Source organism: Rhizobium sp. Root1212 (assembly GCF_001424985.1).
Classification (GTDB): domain Bacteria; phylum Pseudomonadota; class Alphaproteobacteria; order Rhizobiales; family Rhizobiaceae; genus Pararhizobium.
In genome coordinates, this window is the sequence record NZ_LMDA01000023.1 from 167,507 (window position 1) to 186,616 (window position 19,110).

The window sequence follows — 19,110 nt, forward strand, 5'->3', positions numbered from 1 at the left end:
TTACAACCCTGCCGGACGCCTTAGATCAAGCGTCAGCGGAAACTCCTGCGATGTCGTCTCGGGCAAGAGGGTATAGCCGCCGGGGGTGTGTCCCCAGGGCTCGAAACGCGCCAGTCTGCGGGCTTCCGCCTCGTTGCCGTTGACCGGAAACGTGTCGTAACTGCGCCCGCCCGGATGGGCAACGTGATAAATGCAGCCGCCGATCGAACGCTTCGACCATCTATCATAAATATCGAATGTAAGCGGCGTGTTAACGGGCAGCACCGGGTGCAGGCCAGACGCCGGCTGCCAGGCCTTGTAGCGCACGCCGGCCACCGCCATGCCGGACGTGCCGGCGGCCTTGAGCGGAACGGCGCGACCGTTGCAGGCGACGGTGTAACGTTCGGGATTGGCCGTTTCGAGCTTCACCTGCAGGCGCTCGACGGAGCTGTCGACATAACGCACGGTACCGCCGATCGCGCCCTGTTCGCCCATGACATGCCACGGTTCCAGCGCCTGGCGCAGTTCGAGCTTGGCGCCCTCGTATTCGACCTCGCCGCAGAAGGGGAAGCGGAATTCGAGCTGGGCTTCGAACCATTCGGGTCTGAGGTCGAAGCCGTTGCTCTTCAGGTCGGCGAGCACGTCGAGGAAATCCTGCCAGACGTAATGCGGCAGCATGAAGCGGTCGTGCAGGGTGGTGCCCCAGCGCACGAGGCTGCCGTCTGCCGGGTTCTGCCAGTAGCGGGCGATGAGCGCGCGCACGAGCAGCTGCTGGGCAAGGCTCATGCGGGCATTCGGCGGCATCTCGAAGCCGCGGAACTCGACGAGGCCGAGGCGGCCGGTCGGTCCATCCGGCGAAAACAGCTTGTCGATGCAGATTTCCGAGCGGTGGGTGTTGCCGGTGACGTCGGTCAAGAGGTTGCGGAACAGTCGGTCGGTGAGCCAGGGCAGGGGCGGCGCGCCCATGCCGGGTGCGGGCACCTGCGCCATGGCGATTTCGAGTTCGTAGAGGCTGTCGTGGCGGGCCTCGTCGATGCGCGGCGCCTGGCTGGTCGGCCCGATGAACATGCCCGAAAACAGGTAGGACATCGACGGGTGGCGCTGCCAGTGGAGGATGAGGCTCTTCAGCAGGTCCGGCCGGCGCAGGAAGGGGCTGTCATTGGGGTTCTGTCCGCCAACCACCACATGGTTGCCGCCGCCGGTACCGGTGTGGCGGCCGTCGATCATGAACTTGTCGGCGCCGAGACGTGTCAGGCGCGCCTCCTCGTAGATCGCGGTGGTGATGTCGACGCATTCGCCCCAGCGGGAGGCCGGGTGGATATTGACCTCGATGACGCCGGGATCGGGCGCGACGCGCATGACGTTGATGCGCTCATCCTGCGGCGGGGCATAGCCCTCGATATGGACGGGCAGGTCGAGCGACGCGGCAGCACTCTCGGCCGCAGCGACCAGCTCGAGATAATCTTCGATGCGCTCGACCGGCGGCATGAAGACGCAGAGGCGCCCGTCGCGGGGCTCGACGCTCATGGCGGTGCGCACCGCGCCGCCGATCTCGCCGAGCACCTGCTCGTTGCGGTCCTGCTGCGGCTCGCTTGCCTGGAACGAGGCTTCCGCCATCGATCGACCGGCCGGCTCGAAGTCCGGTAAGGGCGTTCTCGGGATCGAAGGATCGGCCGGGTGGATATAGGGAAATGCCGATGGCGGCACGAACGGCAGCGCGCCGAGCGGCATGCGGTAGCCAACGGGTGAATCGCCGGGGATGAGGAAGATCTTGCCGCGGCGGGTACGCCATTTTTCGCTGCGCCAGCGCGGGCCATCGGCCTTGGCGTTCCATGCCTGGACGGGCAGGACATAGCCGGTCGGCACCGTCAGGCCGCGTTCGAAGACGCGGGCGATGCGGCTGCGCTCCTCGGGGTCCTTCAGCCTGGAATTCGAGGGGTCGACATTCTCCGGCAGGCTGCCTTCCTTGATGATCCATTCCGCCGGGTCCTCATAGGCGGGGATCACCATGTCCGACGCGATGGCGAGTTCGACGGCGATTGCCGTCATCAGCTTTTCGGCATCTTCAGGCCCGACATTCGCATCGCTGCCTTCGGCGGCGATCAGGTCGGGGTTGCGCCAGATCGGCTTGCCGTCCTTGCGCCAGTAGAGCGAGAAGGTCCAGCGCGGCAGACTTTCGCCCGGATACCACTTGCCCTGACCGTAGTGCAGGAAGCCGCCCGGCGCGAAACGTTCGCGTAGCCGGCGAATGAGCTGATCGGCCTTGTCGCGCTTGGTCGGGCCGACGGCATCGGTATTCCATTCGCCGGATTCGAAATCGTCGATCGAAACGAAGGTCGGCTCGCCGCCCATGGTGAGGCGCACGTCGTTGGCGGCCAGCACCTTGTCGACATGCTCGCCGAGCGCGTTCAGCGCCTCCCAGCTCTCGTCGGAGAAGGGCTTGGTGATGCGCGGATGTTCTGCGACGCGCGACACCGTCATGTCGAAGGCGAAAGTCGTGTTGGCGTCGCCATAGAGACCGCCGGAGATCGGCGCGGCGTTGCGGTAATGCGGGGTGGCGGCGAGCGGGATATGGCTTTCGCCGGTCAGCAGCCCGGAAGTCGGATCGAGGCCGACCCAGCCGGCGCCGGGGATGTAGACCTCGCACCAGGCATGAAGATCGGTGAAATCGACTTCCGTGCCGGACGGGCCGTCGAGCGCCTTCAGGTCGGGTGCGAGCTGGATGAGATAGCCGGAGACGAAGCGGGCGGCAAAGCCGAGATGGCGCAGGATCTGCACCAGCAGCCAGCTCGAATCGCGGCACGAGCCGAGCGCCAGCGTCAGTGTCTCTTCCGGCGTCTGCACGCCGGGCTCCATGCGGATCACGTAATTGACCGCCTGCTGCAGCCGCATGTTGATACCGACGACGAAATCGATGGTGCGCTCGGGCGTGCGGTCGATCTGATCGAGATAGGCCTGCAAGGCGGGGCCTGCCGGTTCGACCTGCCTGTAGATATCAAGGTCGTCGCGGATGTCTTCGGCATAGTCGAAGGGCCAGGTCTCGGCCTCTTCCTCGATGAAGAAATCGAAGGGATTGTAGACCGTCATGTCGGCGACGAGATCGACCTCGATCTTCAGCTCGGTGACGGGATCGGGAAAGACGTAGCGGGCGAGATAGTTGCCGTAGGGGTCCTGCTGCAGGGTGACGAAGTGGTTGGAGGGCGAAACGCGTAACGAATGGCTGATGACCTTCGTCTTGGAATGGGCTGCGGGCTTGAGCCTGATGATCTGCGGCCCGAGGCGGACCGGCTTGTCGTATTGATAATGGGTCAGGTGGTAGATCGCAGCCTTGATCGTCATGCAGCCTCTTGTCCCTTATCGGCGGATTTTCCGCCCCATTTCAGGACTTTGTTGAATGCAGGGAGAGAAAGCAAGGCTGGAATTTCGGTTGCTGCAAATACGGCGGGAAAGCTGTCGCAGGCGGGATAGTCTTTGGCCGGACGGCGGATTTTTGCCGCCCGGCGAAGCGGGGTAAAGCCTAGCGTTTTGGCGCCACCAGGGCAAAGCCCGCGCCCTGCGGGTCCATGCCCTGGATAATCCAGGCGCCGCCGGGCACTTCCATCGGGCCGTTCGTCACTTTGCCGCCGGCGGCGTTGACGCGCTCGATCGCCGCGTCGATTGCTTCGACATTGATATAGAAAGTCCACCAGGGCGGCATCGGCGTGCCGGCCGGCTTGGTCATCATGCCGCCGAACATGGCCTCGCCCTTGCCGAAAATCTGGTAGACGCCCATCGCACCCATGTCCATGGCATCGAATTTGGTCCACTCGAACAGCTTGGAGTAGAAGGCGAAATCGCTCGCCAGATCGCCAGCCATCAGCTCGTTCCAGCCGAAGAAGCCTGGCGTGCCCATCGGCGCGGTGGGCGGCGCTTCGCCGTCCGTGCCGCGGAAGAGCGAAAAAACGCCGCCATGCGGATCGGCCACCACGGCGAAGCGTCCGACACCCGGAATGTCATCCGGCGCGCGATGCACGGTGCCGCCATTGGCGGTGACCTCGGCAGCCGAGGCATCGACATCGCGCACGGCGATATAGCCGAGCCAGGCCGGCGGGGCATTCATGGCGGAAGCGCCCGGAGGCATGGTCATCAGGCCGGCGGCATGGGCGCCGTTCGGCGCACAGAAAAGCGTGTAGTCCATGCCCGGCATGCCGGAATCCTTGGCGGTCCAGCCGGCAACCGTCGTGTAAAAGGCTTTTGCGGCCTTGGTATCCGTCGTCATCAATTCGTACCAGACGAATGTTCCATGCGCGTCCTGCATTGCCGTCTCCTCGCTTTGGGTTTCTGGGAAAAGAAAGTCGTCGCACGGCGGGACAATGGCCCCGCAGCCTGACAATATCGCTGTTTCGTGACCTTTGTTCGGCGCTCAGCCGCAGCAGGACTGCGTCTTGGCAGGCTCTTCGTATTCGTCGTGGCGCTTGACGAAGCTCAGGGTCGAGGTTTCGTTTCGCCCTTTCGGCGCCCGGTCGAGGATCATCAGCGTGGTGAGAATCTCTTCGCCGCCGCGGGCATAGTCCGAGTAGGTGTGGTAGATCGCGCCGTCTTCGTCTTTGTAGAAGGCGCTCATGCCCGGCAGTTCGTCATGGGCGTCTTCGCTCGGCGTTTCGCGGAAATTGTAGAAGACCTTGCCGCTCGCCAGCTGCTCACTGGTGAAGGAGACGTGGTAGTCGAAATTGAAGTCGCTGCCGTGGGACGACACCCAGGGGAAATGCCAGTCCATGCGCTTCTTGTATGCCTCGATCTTGTCGAGGGGCGCGCGGGAGACCACCATCATCGTCACATCGTGGTTGTTGAGGTGAGGCAGGGTGCCGCCGAGATGATCGGCAAGGAAGGAGCAGCCGGGGCAGCCGGCATCCCATTCCGGGCCGAACATGAAATGATAGATCATCAGCTGGCTGCGGCCTTCGAACAGATCGGCGAGCGTCTTTTTTCCGCTGGGAGTGTCGAATGTGTAGACCTTGTCGACCTTCACCCAGGGCATGGCCTGGCGGCCGGCACGGACCTTGTCGCGCAGCCGGGTTTCTTCCTTTTCCATGGCGAGCAGGCTGCGGCGTGCCTCAAGCCATTCCTGGCGCGATACAACCGGATTGTCCAACATCGTTCCTTCCTCCAAGAAATCACGTTTCGTTCCCGTTGACGTAATAGGTTGATATCAACATTATCCGGTCATGTCAAAGCCTATCGTGATTCCATTCGAGACGACCCTTCGTGTCCGCGATACCTGCCTGTGCCTGCATGTCCAGCGCGCGGCGCGGGCCCTTGCGCGCAAGTTCGACGATGCGCTGAGGCCGCTCGATCTCACCAATGGCCAGTTTTCGCTCTTGATGTCGCTCAACCGGCCGGAGCCGCCGCCGATGGCGCCGGTGGCGCATCTGCTCGCCATGGACCGCACGACGCTGACCGCCGCCTTGAAACCGCTGGAAAAGCGCGGTCTCCTGACGATCCTCATCGACCACGCCGATCGCCGCCAGCGGCGGATGAAGCTGACGCCTGCCGGCCATGCACTGCTGGCGCAGGCGATGCCGATCTGGACGAAGACGCATGCGGAGGTCGATGAAGCCCTGGGCGAAGGCGTGCCGGGCCGGCTGCGCGGCGATCTCCTGGCGCTGGCTTGAGCCAAAAACAACGACGCTCACACGAGGAGGAAACTGCCCAATGCGAATGATTTTTGTGAACCTTCCGGTCAAGGACGTGGCGCGCTCGAAAGCGTTCTTTGCCGGCCTGGGCTTCGGCTTCAACCCTGACTATTCCGATGAAACGACGCTCTGCATGATCGTCGAGGAAAATATCTTCGTGATGCTGATGCATGAGGATCGCTTCAAGACGTTCCTGATCGGCGAGGTCAGCGATACCGCCAAGGGCACGGAAGTCCTGACCTGCCTTTCCGCCGGCAGCCGCAAGGACGTGGATGATACCCTCGCCAAGGCGCTGGAGCTCGGCGGCAGCCCGTGGCGGCCGGTGATGGACTACGGTTTCATGTATGGTTGCAGCTTCCGCGATCCCGATGGTCACGTCTGGGAACTCGCCCATATGGAGCCGCAGGCGCCCGCCGCCTGACGTCACGAAATCTAGGGATGCTTGCGAGGCCCGGCGTGCTTGATCGGCCGGGGCTGTGCCGATAGATTCCGCATGAACCCGGATGCAACCCCTGGAGACGCACGCCTCATGCTCCGGCTGACGCTTTTTCTTGCTCTCGTGATGGCTCTTCCGTCGCTTGCCTTCTCCGGCGAACTGCGCGACGCCACCTTCAAGAGTGCCGCCCTGGACGCCGACCTCAAGGTCAACGTCTATGTCCCCGACGGCCGCCCGCCGCTGGAAGGCTGGCCGGTGCTCTATCTCCTCCACGGTCACGGCGGAAACCAGAACAGCTGGCGCGATCTCGGCAAGATCGAGCCGACGCTCGATCGTATGATTGCCGACCATGCGATCAAGCCGCTGGTCGTCGTCATGCCGGCCGCCCAAAACAGCTGGTACGTCGATTCCCGCGTTGCCGGAGGTCCCGGCGACTACGAAACGGCGTTGACCGCCGATCTGCGCAAGCAGATCGAGGCGACTTTGCCGGTGCGCAAGGACAGGGACGGCCGCGCCATCGCCGGCCTCTCGATGGGTGGCTACGGCGCATTGCGTCTCGCCTACAGCCACCCGGAACTTTACGATTCCGTCGCCAGCCTTTCCGGCGCTATCTGGCACAACATTCCGGAGACCGAATTTTCCAAAACGCCGGCAGAGATGAAGCTCGTTTACGACGAGATGTTCTTCCGCAAGGTCAATGCAGAGACCATTCTGGCTGGCATCGTGCTGCCTTCTGTGGGCGACCATTTTTCCGGCTCGTTCGGCACGCCGTTCGATGCGCGGGTCTTCAACGAAAAGAACATCTTCACCATCGCCGCCCGCCGGATCGAAAAGGGCGGCGCGTTGCCGCCAACCTATCTCACCTGCGGCGATGACGACGGTTTCCGCCTATGGCGCGGCGCCATCGCGCTTTACGACATGCTGCAGGCCCATGGGCGCAAGGCAGAGCTGCGTCTCACCGATGGCGATCATCACTGGAGCGTGTGGCGCAGCGAAATTGTCGATGTGCTCAAGTTTATCGACAAACAATGGGCAACCGGCGATATTGTGGCGAAACAGTGACGCCATTTTGCTGTATAACATTTTTGTGACGCTAATATAATCGGTATTTCAACTCGAAATGCCGTAATTAAACCGTTCATTGCCGGTTCATACGCGAACCATACCCTTTTATCGGTATCGATTTGCCGGTGGATGATGCGATGAAACGTAATGAAATCATGGACGGCATGCGGGGATACTTCCTCGTTTTCATGCTGATCAACCATCTCGTCTTTGCCGGCGGGTACTGGCTGCTGTTCCTCAATCACAACCAGCTCGCCTTCGTGGAGGACGCACAGGGCTTCGTGTTCCTGTCCGGCCTGCTTGTCGGCATGGTCTATAGCCGCAAGATGCTGAAGGACGGTTATTTCGCCGGCAGCGAAAAAGTCACCGCGCGCGCCTTCGAGCTTTATCGTTATGCGATGGGCATCGTGATCGGTGTGCTTGCAGCAGCCCTGGTGCTGCCGCATGCGCCGCAGGTCTGGTTCAACTGGATCGGCTCGACCAATTTCGACGATCCGTTGCGGCTGGCCGCGGTCGCAGCTTTCCTGTTCCAGCCGACTTTCATGGATATCCTGCCGCAATATGTCGTCTATATGCTGTTTGCGCCGCCGGTGATCTGGCTGTGCCTCAAGGGGCGGTGGGCGGAAGTCATGGTCGTGTCGCTCGTGCTCTGGCTCGCCGGCCAGCTCGGCCTGCAGCGGCTCCTGACCGATCCAATCAACAGCTGGATCATGGGGCCGGACAAACAGGGTATTCGCGTCAGCTTCAACCTGCTGGGATGGCAGATCGTGTTCTTCTCCGGACTGGTGCTCGGTGTCCTGACGTCCTCGAACCGGATCGACTGGTCACGGGTTTTCGATCCGAAGCAGACCTTCTTTCCTAAAATCGCGGCCGGTCTTCTCCTGTTCTTCCTGCCATTGCGTATCCTGACGGCCCATGATCTCCTGCCGGAGCCGGTGCTGGCGAAGTTTTCGACCATGGAAGTACGTGCCGATTTCGGCCTCGTCTATCTCGTCAGCTTCCCGGCGGCGGCCTTCCTCGTGACCTGGCTCATCGTTGCCGGCCCGAAGCACGAGCATATCGCCATCCGCCGGATTGCGGCTGCCCTGCGCTGGGTTTTCTCCCTCGGCTTCCTGCGGCTTCTCGGGCGCCATTCACTGCATGTCTATGTCTGGCACGTCGCGATCGTCTACGGCGTCTATTACATCGACCAGCAGACGCCGATGTTCAACCAGCTGGAAAAGACGCTGATCGCGCTGATTGCCGTTGCAACCCTTTCCCTCCCGGCGCTCTGGCGCGAGCGGGACAACTTGCTCGGCAAGCCGCCGCAAAAGGCGGTTATTCGAACCGGGCGCCGCTAATCCCTCCCGCAACAGAAAAGGCCGCGTTCCCAACGGAAACGCGGCCTTTTTCTTGTACCGTGTAAAATCTTATCCGAGGTCGCCGAGATCGCGAACCGCGCCACGGTCGGCAGAGGTCGCAAAGGCGGCATAGGCCTTGAGGGCGGTCGTCACCTTGCGCTTGCGCTCCTCGGCCGGCTTCCAGCCCTTGGCGTCCTGCTCGGCGCGGCGGGTGGCGATTTCCTCTTCCGAAACGCGCAGGCTGATGGTGCGGTTCGGGATGTCGATATCGATCATGTCGCCGTTGCGCACCAGGCCGATGATGCCACCATTGGCCGCTTCCGGCGAAACGTGGCCGATCGAAAGACCGGAGGTGCCGCCGGAGAAGCGGCCGTCGGTGATGAGTGCGCAGGCCTTTCCGAGGCCCTTCGACTTCAGGTAGCTCGTCGGATAGAGCATTTCCTGCATGCCGGGGCCGCCCTTCGGGCCTTCGTAGCGGATGACGACGACATCGCCGGCCTTGACCTCGTTCGACAGGATCGCCTTGACCGACGCATCCTGGCTTTCGAAGACGCAGGCCGGGCCGGAGAACTTCAGGATCGATTCATCGACACCCGCCGTCTTCACGATGCAGCCGTCGATGGCGATATTACCCTTCAGGACCGCAAGGCCGCCATCCTTGGAGAAGGGGTGCTGCGCATCGCGGATGACGCCGTTTTCGCGATCGATGTCGAGTTCCTTCCAGCGTGCGCTCTGGCTGAAGGCCACCTGGGTGGGGATACCGCCGGGGGCGGCGCTGAAGAGTTCGAACGCGGCCGGATTGTCGGTGACGGCGATGTCCCACTTGGCGAGCGCTTCGCCCAGCGTCTTGGAGTGAACGGTCGGCAGGTCGCTGTTGATCAGGCCGGCGCGATCGAGTTCGCCGAGGATCGCCATGATGCCGCCGGCGCGATGCACGTCTTCCATGTGAACGTCGGCCTTGGCCGGCGCCACCTTGGAAAGGCAGGGCACCTTGCGCGACAGGCGGTCGATGTCGTCCATGGTGAAATCGACTTCGCCCTCATGGGCGGCTGCGAGGATGTGCAGAACCGTGTTGGTCGAGCCGCCCATGGCGATATCGAGCGTCATGGCGTTTTCGAAGGCGCCCTTCGAAGCGATCGTGCGCGGCAGGGCGGTGACGTCTTCGGCTTCGTAATAACGCTTGGCAAGACCGACGATATCGCGGCCGGCCTTCAGGAACAGCTTTTCGCGATCCGAATGGGTGGCGAGCGTCGAGCCGTTGCCCGGCAGCGACAGGCCGAGCGCTTCCGTCAGACAGTTCATCGAATTGGCTGTGAACATGCCGGAGCAGGAGCCACAGGTGGGGCAGGCCGAGCGCTCGATGACCTTGACGTCCTCGTCCGACACCTTCTCGTCGGCGGCGGCGACCATGGCGTCGACGAGATCGAGCGCGTGGGTCTTGCCGTCGGAAAGCACGACCTTGCCGGCTTCCATCGGGCCGCCGGAAACGAAGATGGTCGGGATGTTGAGGCGCAGCGACGCCATCAGCATGCCGGGGGTGATCTTGTCGCAGTTGGAAATGCAGACCATGGCATCGGCGCAGTGCGCATTGACCATGTATTCGACCGAATCCGCGATCAGCTCGCGCGACGGCAGCGAATAGAGCATGCCGTCATGGCCCATGGCGATACCGTCATCGACGGCGATGGTGTTGAATTCCTTGGCGACGCCGCCATTGGCCTCGATTTCGCGGGCAACGAGCTGGCCGAGATCCTTGAGGTGCACGTGGCCGGGCACGAACTGGGTGAACGAGTTCACCACGGCAATGATCGGCTTGCCGAAATCCCCGTCCTTCATGCCCGTTGCGCGCCAGAGTCCGCGCGCACCGGCCATGTTGCGGCCGTGGGTGGTGGTTCGGGAACGATAGGCTGGCATGGTCGTCTTCCTTGAACATCGACGGTGAACGGGTTAGCGATCCCGAGATCGCAAGGGCCGGTCCTTAGCGCAAAATTGCGTCTCCGTCACGGTTTTCGTAGCATTCTTTCGTTATACGGCCAGATCGCACCCCGGTCCATTGCAAAGGCGGGGGCAGGTGGCCTTGACAAGGCCCGGAATGCTGATTGCGGTGAAAATATTGCCCGGTACCCCCATTTGGGGGATGCGGGTTTTTTCGGAACAGGTTCTATTGGACCGGCCAGGACCTTTGCAAGAGCTGGCTATTTCAGAACGAAAACCTTTGTCGAAGCCCTCTCTTCAAGCCACGGAAGAGGGGCTTTTCGTTATGGACCGTTTTTGCAGACGTCTCTCAGCAAAAATGCCATCTCTGGGGTCGGTTTTATTTTCATCCGCGATGGATATGTTATAGATCACGGCGGGGTTACATCAATTTTCGGTCGGGGGAACCATTATGGCTAATGTCAGCGGCAATATCACACTGAATTTCAATGGCGTTACATCGTTCAGCGTCGGCGGGCACCTTTTTCAATGGGGCACCAAGTATCTGCAATATGTGGATCTCTATGCGCCTGCGAGCCCGGTCAAAACCGTCACGTTCAATTTTTCCTCTTTCTGGACGATGAACACCCTTGATCTCTCCGGCAACATCCGCGCGGTGATCAAAGATCTCGATACCACCCCCAACCGGGCGATCAAGATCCTCGACCTCACCGGAGCGGTCGGCACCAATGTCATCGAGCTGAAATCCACGTCGATCAACCATCTGCTTGGCGGAGATGGTGTGGAGCAGGTGACGCTGGGCAATGGTTACTATCAGTCCATCCAGCTCGGAAACGGCAACAATGTCTTGAAGACAGGTGTCGCCAATGTCGAAACCATCACGATGGGCGGGGGCGACGACACGATCACGGTCGGCAGCGGTTATATCGTCAGCCTCGTCGCCGGTAGCGGCAAGAACACGGTCACGGTCGGGGCGGGTGAAATCGAATTCCTGTTTACCGGCGGTCATACCGACAAGGTCACGACATCCACCGGCTATGTCGGCCTGATTGATACCGGCCGTGGGGCCGATACCGTCAATCTGGGTGCCGGCGGGGCGGGGTCGGTCGTTCTCAGCCGTGATGCCGACACCGTCATCCTCTCGAAGCTCACCGAGCCGGATACGGTGTTGCTGGGCGGCGGCGAAAGCGTGTCCGACGCTTCGCAAAAGGATTCCGATACCGTCGATTTTTCGAAATTCACGGCCAATTTCACGATCGACATTCGCGAGGGCGCGACGATCAAAACCGGTAATGGAAATTTTATCGTCCGTGGTTTCGAGAATGCCGTAGGGGGGATTGGCAACGAGATTATTCTGGGTAACGACGACGCAAACATCCTGAAGGGCAATGCCGGCAATGACAGGCTGTCCGGCGGCCTCGGCGCCGATACGCTGTTCGGCGGCGCCGGCAAGGATACCTATGTTTTCGACACGAAGCTCGGCGCCGGCAATGTCGATACGATCGACGATCTCATCGCCGCCGACGATGTGATCTGGCTGGACGACGACGTTTTCACCAAGGTCGGAAAGACGGGCGACCTGGCGTCTGCTGCCTTCTGGACAGGCTCTGCTGCCCATGATTCAGACGACCGGATCATCTACGACAAAGTGAGCGGCAAGCTGTTCTACGATGCCGACGGCAATGGCGGCGGCGCTGCCGTGCAATTTGCCCTGCTCGACAAGGGCCTGACGCTGACCAATCTCGATTTCTTTGTGATCGCGTAAGCCTCTCGTCAGAAGACCCTCGCTTCGTGCGAGGGTCTTTTCGTCCCGACACCAAAGACGCGCATCTCTTGCGGAGAGCCGATTGTATTCGGCGCTTGCTAAAGAGGGGGTGAGAGCGCATGCTTGCGACTTCGGCAGCAAATTATACGGGCGCTGCCGCCTGAGGGTCGGGTGCCCTCGCCTCAACAAAGGAGGACGATGTGTCTTCCAGTCATCACCATGATTTTCTGAAGACAATGCAGTTGAGGCCCATTCGCCGCTCCGCTGCGGCGCGGGATTTGCCAGACCTCGGCATTGGGACGGAAACCCGTTCGGCGCCACCCCCCTTCATGTCGAACCGCTTCCAGACGGCAGCTGACGGACGTGCGGCCATAGGAGGTGATTTTTCCTCTGACTTCGAGAGCAGGTCGCTTCTTCGCAGGCGCACGAGACCTTATCCGCTCGCCGGCATCGCAGTTTATAATTGGAGCGACGGACGCGGAGCGTGGTGGAGATTCCTGCAGCTCGCACCGCCTCCGGAGGAGGGGCGCACCGATGAATAAGGCCGTACCGCTTTCCAGCGTGTTGACGCTGCTCCTGATCAAGTCGTCCCTGATACTATCGCTGATCTTCGTGACCTATTTCGCCTTGAGATAGGCTGTTTTCGTCCAACGGCGGAGCCCCATGACACTTTCGTTCCCCAATGCTGCCAGAAGCTATGACGAAACCCACATGCGCGTCCGTTTCACGGGCTATGACGGCATGTTCGAGATTAAGTGCTTTCTCTCCGTGGACGTGTTTTCAGGAGAGCTCTCGCCGCGGAACGCCACCGAAAAAGCGTATCTTGCCGCATTTGACGATATGCGCGCACAAATCTTGGAAACAGCCAGACGCGTCTATAAGTCCAGGCCGCAGGCAACCATCCTGCTGGATCGGTCGCATTTTCACTGATCGGACCATCAAGCTCTTGCTGTGATCTTCTCTCCCGCCTCGCCGGAGCCTGACGGCGGTCCGCCGAACGCGACGGCACAATGTAAAAAGGGCTCCCGGTTTCCCGGAAGCCCTTGGCTTTTCAGCGAATTTGGATGGTGGGCGTGACAGGGATTGAACCTGTGACCCCTACGATGTCAACGTAGTGCTCTCCCGCTGAGCTACACGCCCATCCGATGTCGGCGCATAGACCACAAAACCCTTTCCGGCGTCAATAGGCTTTCTTGCACTTTTTGACAGGAAGTTTTGCGGCCCCGCCGACACCCTGGTTTACAAGGGTCAGGCGGCCAGCATCTTGTTGACTTCGTCGACGAGGTCGCGAAGGTGGAAGGGCTTGGAAAGGACTTTCGCGTCCTTCGGGGCCTTCGAATCAGGATTGAGCGCGACGGCAGCAAAGCCGGTGATGAACATCACCTTCAGGTCCGGATCGAGCTCGGTGGCGCGGCGCGCCAGCTCGATGCCGTCCATTTCCGGCATGACGATGTCGGTGAGGAGCAGCGAAAAAGGCTCTTCGCGCAGACGATCATAAGCGCTGGCGCCATTGTCGAAGGACTGCACCTTGTATCCGGCCTTTTCGAGGGCCTTCACAAGGAAGCGGCGCATATCGTTGTCGTCTTCGGCGAGAAGGATTTTGGGATTCATGGGGTTATATGCCGTTGCTGGTAGCGTCGAGGTGTCTGATGCGCGGTTGCATCATGAAACCGCTGATGGGTAAATATCCGGTGAAGAGCACGGGTCAAGCCCCGCGCAACCGGCAGGTGGGTACTATGGACACAGTTGCCGACTGCTGGCAACATACACGAAATTGCAACATGACGACATGGTAAAGGCCTCCCATGAGCGGGCACGACAGCGACGCCGATCTGTTCGAGGTTCGCGAGCCGGAAATCCAGCGCATTCCCTTCGTCTTCAATTCGCCCCATAGCGGGCGTCGCTATAGTCGTACCTTTCTGGAACAGTCTCGGCTCGACGCGCTGTCGATTCGCCGCTCCGAAGATCATTATGTCGATGAGCTTTTCCACAGCGTCACCGATCTCGGGGCGCCGATGCTTTTGGCGCATTTCCCCCGCGCCTTCCTCGATGTCAACCGCGAGCCTTACGAACTCGATCCGCGCATGTTCGACGGTGCCTTGCCGCCCTATGCCAATATCGGCTCGATGCGCGTTGCCGGCGGTCTCGGCACGGTGCCGCGGCTGGTGGCGGAAAACATGGATATCTACAAGGGTCGCTTTCCCGTCGCTGAGGCGCTGGAGCGGGTGGAGACCATCTACAAGCCGTATCACGCGTGTCTGCGCCGGCTGATCGCTCGCACTCATGTCCAGTTCGGGCTTTCCGTACTTATCGATTGCCATTCCATGCCCGGCAATATCCGCGTTGCCGGCAGCAGCCAGCGGCCGGATTTCATCATCGGTGACCGCTACGGCACCAGCGCATCGTCGGATCTTTCCCACACGGCGGTTTCGCTGCTCGAAGAGCTGGGCTTCAGCGTGGCGCGCAACAAGCCCTATGCCGGCGGCTTCATCACCGAGCATTACGGCCGCCCCGCCCGCGGTCTGCATGCGCTGCAGATCGAGATCAATCGCTCGCTCTATGTGGATGAAGTGACGCTGGAGAAGAAGCCGCAATTCCGGCTGTTTGCCGAAGCGCTCCATGCGTTCCTCCGGGCGCTTTCGCTCTATGTGGAAAAAGACGGCGACGCTGCGGCGCTGGCGGCAGAGTAAAGCCGCATTGCTCTAGATTTCCGGCATATCGCCAAAAAAGAACCGCGCACGGGGCGCGGTTTAAGTCTAGGGAGGAAACACCCAAGGAGGGTATTTACAGCCACAAGTGACTGTAAGGAAAAATTAATGCTGCATCGCACAAGTGTCAAGCCATGTTGCGGCCGTTTTGCTGCGTTGCGCAAATCAAGACATCGAGAAAATCGGCGAAATTAACCGGTTTTTCCCGCTTCCAAGCGCTTTTAGAGATAATTCTCTGGGGTTTTGCCATCGCGTTGGGCAAAGCTTCGCCCAAAAAGAACCTATTCCCGGCGAATTTGGCATCCTCTTCTTTTTTGAAAAAATCTGTTTTAAGACGGGAAAAGCAGATTTTTCGATCTTTTCGCGCCCCTTTTCCCACGTCATTACTTGTGAGGTTTCATGCTGCCCGACCGTGCTTTCTTCGATCGTCTTGCCGATGCCGCGCGTGCTGAAACCCTGCCACGTTTCCGTACCGGGATCGGCGTCGCCAACAAGGAAGCTGCCGGCTTCGATCCGGTGACGGAAGGCGACCGGGCGGCGGAAGCCGCGATCCGGGCGCTGATCGAGCGCGAGTTTCCCGAGCACGGTATTCTCGGCGAGGAATATGGCAGCGTCGGGCTGGATCGGGAATATGTCTGGGTGATCGATCCGATCGACGGCACTCGCGCCTTCATTTCCGGGCTTCCGGTCTGGGGCACGCTGGTCGGCCTTTATAACGAGGGTGAGGCAGTCATGGGGCTGATGGACCAGCCCTTCACCGGCGAGCGCTATTTCGCCGATGGCCGCCGCTCGGTCTATCGCGGACCCGAGGGTGAAAAGGTGCTTGCGACGCGGCCCTGTGCCGATATTTCCGATGCCATCATGTTCACGACGACGCCCTATCTCTTCACCGGCGATATCAAGCGCCGTTTCGACAACGTCGAGAAGCGGGCGCGGCTTTCGCGCTACGGCTGCGATTGCTACGCCTTTGCGCTGCTGGCTGCCGGGCATATCGATCTGGTGATCGAAGCCGGGCTGAAGCCCTATGATGTCGGCGGGCTCATTCCGCTGATCGAGCAGGCGGGTGGCATCATGACCAATTGGGATGGCGGCCCGGCGGAAATGGGCGGCGAGGTGATCGCGGCCGGCGACCCGGCGCTGCATGCGCAGGTGCTCGAACTGCTGAACAGTTGACGCTCAGTCGGCTCCTGCTTCCATCGTGCCCTGGGCGGCGATGTCTTCATTCAGTTCGGCGGAATTGCCGGGGATGAAGGCCTCGATCGCGGCCAGCGCCTGGGCGCGGTAGTGGTCGCTTTCCATCAGCAATTCATGGCGGGCGCCGTCGATCGGGATCAGGTGGCCGGCGCGAAAATTGCGGGCCAGCAATTCCATCGATCGGTAAGGCACAAGTTGGTCCTGCGTCGGCGCGATCAGGATTGTCGGCACACGGATTTGCGTCAGGTGTTCGCGGCGGGTGATGCGGCGGATCGCCTTGAAGGTTTCGTGCAGCCAGCGGGCGGAAGGTGGGCCGAGCGCCAACCCGGCTTGCGCCTCGGTGACCCCGCTATTGCGGGCGAAGCGTACCGGGTCATGGGTCAGGAGATTGCGGGAAAAGGGGAGCGAGCCGTTGTCGCGGGTCAGCGGCAGGAAGCCGAGGCCGACACAGGTGGTCGCGGCCGCCAGCATGCCGATGGCGCGGTGGCCGATAGCTTGCCCACCCAGCTCGACGAAGGGGGCAAGAAGGGCGAGCCGGTCGATGCGGCTGGAAAGATAAGGCGCCTGCGACAGCGCCACCAACGCCCCCATGGAATGGGCGACCATAAAAAAGGGCAGGCGGGTGTCGGGCAGAACGATCTTTTCGAGGAAGGTCGAAAGGTCCTTCTCGTAATCCGAAAAGCGGCGCACATGGCCGCGTCGGGTGACCTTGTGAATGCGCCCGGAGCCCCCCTGTCCGCGCCAGTCGAAGGTCGCGACCCACAGGCCGCGGTCGAGCAACTCGCCGATGGTCTCGAAATATTTCTCGATCGATTCGTTGCGCCCCTGCAGGAGCACCACCGTTCCCTTGGCGACGGCCGCATCCGAGCGGAAAATCGCATAGCGGATTTTCGTTCCCCTGACGCCTTCAAAGAAGCTCACCGTATGGCCGTGGACCTTGCCGGGAGGGATCGGATTGTCGGCGGTCGGATGCAATATGTCTATCATCGGTATCCGTTGTCTTGCCCAGTCCGGCGAGTGTGCCGCAGAGGCTTTGCGATATCGTTTATACCGGAGGGATTGGGCGCGCCAAAGGCGGCGTCAGAAAGAAAAAGGGCCGGAAGCGACGGGGGACTGGATTGTGTATCGCTTCCGGCCATGGGTCGGGGCTTTGGCGGCCAGGTCGGGAGAAGGGACGTTCACCGCTTGGCCGTTTGGGCTGATCCGATGGTTTCGTTTTACGCCGGGCTTGCTGAACGCAGCCGGAACCGGCCGTTCATCCTGCATTTATGATCGGTTTTCGAGACAGGCGAAAAAGGGTCTTGAACCCGGCGGGAGCCGTTCCCATCTCCTTGTCACAGGCGCCGAAGACGGGCCTGTTCACCGGTTCCGCCACCGCCTCTTTTTGGGGTGACGGGATCAAGAACCGCAAAACCGTTGCTCTTTCAGGAGGACACCATGCGTCACGTTGATTTTTCCCCCCTCTACCGTTCCACCGTCGGTTTCGACCGTCTCTTCACCATGCTCGACAGTCTGGGCCAGCCCGACCAGTCGCAGACCTATCCGCCCTACAATATCGAGCGGACGGGTGAAAACACCTACCGGATCACCATGGCCGTCGCCGGCTTCGACGAAACCGAGCTTTCGATCGAAGCGCGCGAGCACACGCTGACCGTCAAGGGTGAAAAGAGCGAAGAGCAGGCTTCCGAGAACCAGTTCCTCTATCGCGGCATCGCCAAGCGTGCCTTCGAGCGCCGCTTCCAGCTCGCCGATCATGTGGAAATCCAGTCCGCTTCGCTGAAGCACGGCCTGCTCCACATCGACCTCCTGCGCGAGATCCCGGAAGCCGCCAAGCCGCGCAAGATCGAAATCTCGGCTGCCCCCTCGCAGTCGAAGCAGATCGAAGCGACCCAGATCGAGGCATCGGCCAACTAAGGCCACCGGAACGTCAGGTTTGATGAAGGCGGTGCCCTCAGGGCGCCGCCTTTTGTACGTCAGGCCGTGGCCGCCGTCTCGGCTTCGCGCTTGCGCCGGCTGTACTCGGCGTATTTCTGGGCGATGACGGCGCAGGCCATCAGCTGGATCTGGTGGAACAGCATCACCGGCAGGACGATGCTGCCGATGCTTTGGCCGGCAAAGATAACGTTGGCCATCGGCACGCCGCTCGCCAGGCTCTTTTTCGAGCCGCAGAAGGTGATGGTGATCTCGTCCTCACGGGAAAAGCCGAGCTTGCGGCTGCCGAACATCGTGACAGTAAGCACTATGGCAAGCAGCAGGATATCGAGCCCGATGACGACGGCAAGATCGCGCACCGAGAATGTATGCCACAGGCCTTCGGTCACTGCCTCGCTGAAGGCGAGATACACCACCATCAGGATCGAGCCGCGATCGACCGGCATCAGCAGTTTTTTCCGCGCCCGGATGAAATCGCCGATCCACGGCTGGAGGATCTGGCCGACGACGAACGGGGCCAGAAGCTGCAGTAGGATTTGTTGCAGCGCATCCAGCGAAATGCCGCCGTGTCCGCCCGCGGTAAACAGCAGCCCGACGAGCAGCGGCGTCAGGAACATGCCGAAGATGTTTGAGGCGGAAGCCGCGCAGATTGCCGCCGGAACATTGCCGCCGGCCATCGAGGTGAAGGCGATCGACGACTGCACCGTCGAGGGCAGCACGCAGAGGAAGAGAATGCCGGTATAGAGCGCCGGCGGCAGGATCGATTCGGGGATCAGCCCGACGGCAAGGCCGAGCAGCGGAAAAACGCCGAAGGTCATCGCCAGGATGACCAGATGTAGGCGCCAGTGCAGCAGGCCCGCCAGCACCACATCCCGCGACAAGCGGGCGCCGTGCAGAAAAAACAGAAGCCCGATCGCAACTTTCGTCGCAAGACCGAACCATTCCGCCGGCTCGCCGGAGATCGGCAACACCGAGGCCAGCGCCACCGTGAGCACGAGGAAGATGGTGAAGGTATCGGGTAGGAAACGGCGCATATCTATTGGCAGTCCTTGAAACGGAAGCGCCGCATCATTGTCATTGCGGC

The 19,110-nt window shown here is 61.2% G+C and carries 17 protein-coding genes and 1 tRNA gene; 9 read left to right on the forward strand and 9 right to left on the reverse strand.

Annotated features, from left to right (window positions below; all coding sequences use genetic code 11):
- The 3 genes from ASC86_RS18870 to ASC86_RS18880 form a co-directional block, all read right to left on the reverse strand.
- Window positions 1-3,318 (reverse strand): transglutaminase family protein, encoded by a 3,318-nt coding sequence (locus tag ASC86_RS18870; protein WP_056324716.1) that lies wholly within the window; start codon window positions 3,316-3,318, stop codon window positions 1-3.
- A gap of 178 nt (window positions 3,319-3,496) precedes the next feature.
- Entirely contained in the window at window positions 3,497-4,276 is a 780-nt protein-coding gene (locus ASC86_RS18875) for a VOC family protein (RefSeq protein ID WP_056324720.1), read from the reverse strand.
- A 105-nt stretch (window positions 4,277-4,381) separates the two neighbouring features.
- Complete coding sequence (locus ASC86_RS18880) at window positions 4,382-5,110, reverse strand: thioredoxin family protein (protein ID WP_056325170.1); 729 nt, start codon at window positions 5,108-5,110, stop codon at window positions 4,382-4,384.
- A gap of 73 nt (window positions 5,111-5,183) precedes the next feature.
- Here ASC86_RS18880 and ASC86_RS18885 point away from each other — a divergent pair, with 73 nt between their 5' ends.
- The 4 genes from ASC86_RS18885 (at window position 5,184) to opgC (ending at window position 8,492) form a co-directional block, all read left to right on the forward strand.
- Entirely contained in the window at window positions 5,184-5,630 is a 447-nt protein-coding gene (locus ASC86_RS18885; RefSeq protein WP_056324722.1) for a MarR family winged helix-turn-helix transcriptional regulator, read from the forward strand.
- A 40-nt stretch (window positions 5,631-5,670) separates the two neighbouring features.
- The gene (locus tag ASC86_RS18890; protein WP_056324724.1) at window positions 5,671-6,072 is read left to right on the forward strand and encodes a VOC family protein; all 402 of its coding nucleotides are present in this window, start codon (window positions 5,671-5,673) and stop codon (window positions 6,070-6,072) included.
- Between the two features lie 108 nt (window positions 6,073-6,180).
- Complete coding sequence (locus tag ASC86_RS18895; protein WP_056324725.1) at window positions 6,181-7,149, forward strand: alpha/beta hydrolase family protein; 969 nt, start codon at window positions 6,181-6,183, stop codon at window positions 7,147-7,149.
- Window positions 7,150-7,289: 140 nt separating this feature from the next.
- On the forward strand, window positions 7,290-8,492 hold the full coding sequence (gene opgC / locus ASC86_RS18900) for an OpgC domain-containing protein (RefSeq protein ID WP_056324728.1): 1,203 nt from the start codon (window positions 7,290-7,292) through the stop codon (window positions 8,490-8,492).
- Window positions 8,493-8,561: 69 nt separating this feature from the next.
- Here opgC and ilvD read toward each other — a convergent pair whose 3' ends face one another.
- Entirely contained in the window at window positions 8,562-10,406 is a 1,845-nt protein-coding gene (gene ilvD, locus ASC86_RS18905) for a dihydroxy-acid dehydratase (RefSeq protein ID WP_056324730.1), read from the reverse strand.
- A 472-nt stretch (window positions 10,407-10,878) separates the two neighbouring features.
- On the opposite strand from ilvD, the gene ASC86_RS18910 reads away from it, so the two are divergent.
- Entirely contained in the window at window positions 10,879-12,192 is a 1,314-nt protein-coding gene (locus ASC86_RS18910) for a calcium-binding protein (RefSeq protein ID WP_056324732.1), read from the forward strand.
- A gap of 663 nt (window positions 12,193-12,855) precedes the next feature.
- Window positions 12,856-13,122: a DUF1488 domain-containing protein gene (locus ASC86_RS18915; RefSeq protein ID WP_056324735.1), complete on the forward strand. Its 267-nt coding sequence runs from the start codon at window positions 12,856-12,858 to the stop codon at window positions 13,120-13,122.
- Window positions 13,123-13,257: 135 nt separating this feature from the next.
- On the opposite strand, the gene ASC86_RS18920 is transcribed toward ASC86_RS18915, so the two are convergent.
- Together ASC86_RS18920 and cpdR1 are read right to left on the reverse strand one after the other, a co-directional pair.
- Window positions 13,258-13,332: transfer RNA gene (locus tag ASC86_RS18920), tRNA-Val, on the reverse strand.
- Window positions 13,333-13,440: 108 nt separating this feature from the next.
- Entirely contained in the window at window positions 13,441-13,803 is a 363-nt protein-coding gene (gene cpdR1 / locus ASC86_RS18925) for a response regulator CpdR1 (RefSeq protein ID WP_056324737.1), read from the reverse strand.
- Between the two features lie 194 nt (window positions 13,804-13,997).
- Between cpdR1 and ASC86_RS18930 the strand changes: the two genes are divergently transcribed.
- A complete protein-coding gene (locus ASC86_RS18930; protein WP_056324741.1) occupies window positions 13,998-14,882 on the forward strand; it encodes an N-formylglutamate amidohydrolase in 885 nt (294 codons plus the stop codon).
- Window positions 14,883-15,027: 145 nt separating this feature from the next.
- On the opposite strand, the gene ASC86_RS25910 is transcribed toward ASC86_RS18930, so the two are convergent.
- Window positions 15,028-15,279 (reverse strand): hypothetical protein, encoded by a 252-nt coding sequence (locus ASC86_RS25910; protein ID WP_156387114.1) that lies wholly within the window; start codon window positions 15,277-15,279, stop codon window positions 15,028-15,030.
- Between the two features lie 20 nt (window positions 15,280-15,299).
- Here ASC86_RS25910 and hisN point away from each other — a divergent pair, with 20 nt between their 5' ends.
- Complete coding sequence (hisN, locus tag ASC86_RS18935; protein WP_056324744.1) at window positions 15,300-16,073, forward strand: histidinol-phosphatase; 774 nt, start codon at window positions 15,300-15,302, stop codon at window positions 16,071-16,073.
- Between the two features lie 3 nt (window positions 16,074-16,076).
- Here hisN and ASC86_RS18940 read toward each other — a convergent pair whose 3' ends face one another.
- Window positions 16,077-17,081 carry an alpha/beta hydrolase gene (locus ASC86_RS18940; protein WP_056324746.1) on the reverse strand — a complete coding sequence of 335 codons (1,005 nt, stop codon included), beginning with the start codon at window positions 17,079-17,081 and terminating at the stop codon, window positions 16,077-16,079.
- Window positions 17,082-17,531: 450 nt separating this feature from the next.
- On the opposite strand from ASC86_RS18940, the gene ASC86_RS18945 reads away from it, so the two are divergent.
- Complete coding sequence (locus ASC86_RS18945; protein ID WP_056324749.1) at window positions 17,532-18,008, forward strand: Hsp20 family protein; 477 nt, start codon at window positions 17,532-17,534, stop codon at window positions 18,006-18,008.
- 59 nt (window positions 18,009-18,067) lie between these two features.
- Here the strand turns inward: ASC86_RS18945 and ASC86_RS18950 are convergent, their stop codons facing one another.
- A complete protein-coding gene (locus ASC86_RS18950; RefSeq protein ID WP_056324751.1) occupies window positions 18,068-19,060 on the reverse strand; it encodes a bile acid:sodium symporter family protein in 993 nt (330 codons plus the stop codon).
- Window positions 19,061-19,110: the final 50 nt, after the last annotated feature.

Bases quoted from the DNA above. Each gene is read 5' to 3' on its own strand.
- ASC86_RS18870 (WP_056324716.1), bottom strand. From the start codon at position 3,318: ATGACGATCAAGGCTGCGATCTACCACCTGACCCATTATCAATACGAC.
- ASC86_RS18875 (WP_056324720.1), bottom strand. From the start codon at position 4,276: ATGCAGGACGCGCATGGAACATTCGTCTGGTACGAATTGATGACGACG.
- ASC86_RS18885 (WP_056324722.1), top strand. From the start codon at position 5,184: ATGTCAAAGCCTATCGTGATTCCATTCGAGACGACCCTTCGTGTCCGC.
- ASC86_RS18890 (WP_056324724.1), top strand. From the start codon at position 5,671: ATGCGAATGATTTTTGTGAACCTTCCGGTCAAGGACGTGGCGCGCTCG.
- ASC86_RS18895 (WP_056324725.1), top strand. From the start codon at position 6,181: ATGCTCCGGCTGACGCTTTTTCTTGCTCTCGTGATGGCTCTTCCGTCG.
- opgC (WP_056324728.1), top strand. From the start codon at position 7,290: ATGAAACGTAATGAAATCATGGACGGCATGCGGGGATACTTCCTCGTT.
- ilvD (WP_056324730.1), bottom strand. From the start codon at position 10,406: ATGCCAGCCTATCGTTCCCGAACCACCACCCACGGCCGCAACATGGCC.
- ASC86_RS18910 (WP_056324732.1), top strand. From the start codon at position 10,879: ATGGCTAATGTCAGCGGCAATATCACACTGAATTTCAATGGCGTTACA.
- ASC86_RS18915 (WP_056324735.1), top strand. From the start codon at position 12,856: ATGACACTTTCGTTCCCCAATGCTGCCAGAAGCTATGACGAAACCCAC.
- cpdR1 (WP_056324737.1), bottom strand. From the start codon at position 13,803: ATGAATCCCAAAATCCTTCTCGCCGAAGACGACAACGATATGCGCCGC.
- ASC86_RS18930 (WP_056324741.1), top strand. From the start codon at position 13,998: ATGAGCGGGCACGACAGCGACGCCGATCTGTTCGAGGTTCGCGAGCCG.
- hisN (WP_056324744.1), top strand. From the start codon at position 15,300: ATGCTGCCCGACCGTGCTTTCTTCGATCGTCTTGCCGATGCCGCGCGT.
- ASC86_RS18940 (WP_056324746.1), bottom strand. From the start codon at position 17,081: ATGATAGACATATTGCATCCGACCGCCGACAATCCGATCCCTCCCGGC.
- ASC86_RS18945 (WP_056324749.1), top strand. From the start codon at position 17,532: ATGCGTCACGTTGATTTTTCCCCCCTCTACCGTTCCACCGTCGGTTTC.
- ASC86_RS18950 (WP_056324751.1), bottom strand. From the start codon at position 19,060: ATGCGCCGTTTCCTACCCGATACCTTCACCATCTTCCTCGTGCTCACG.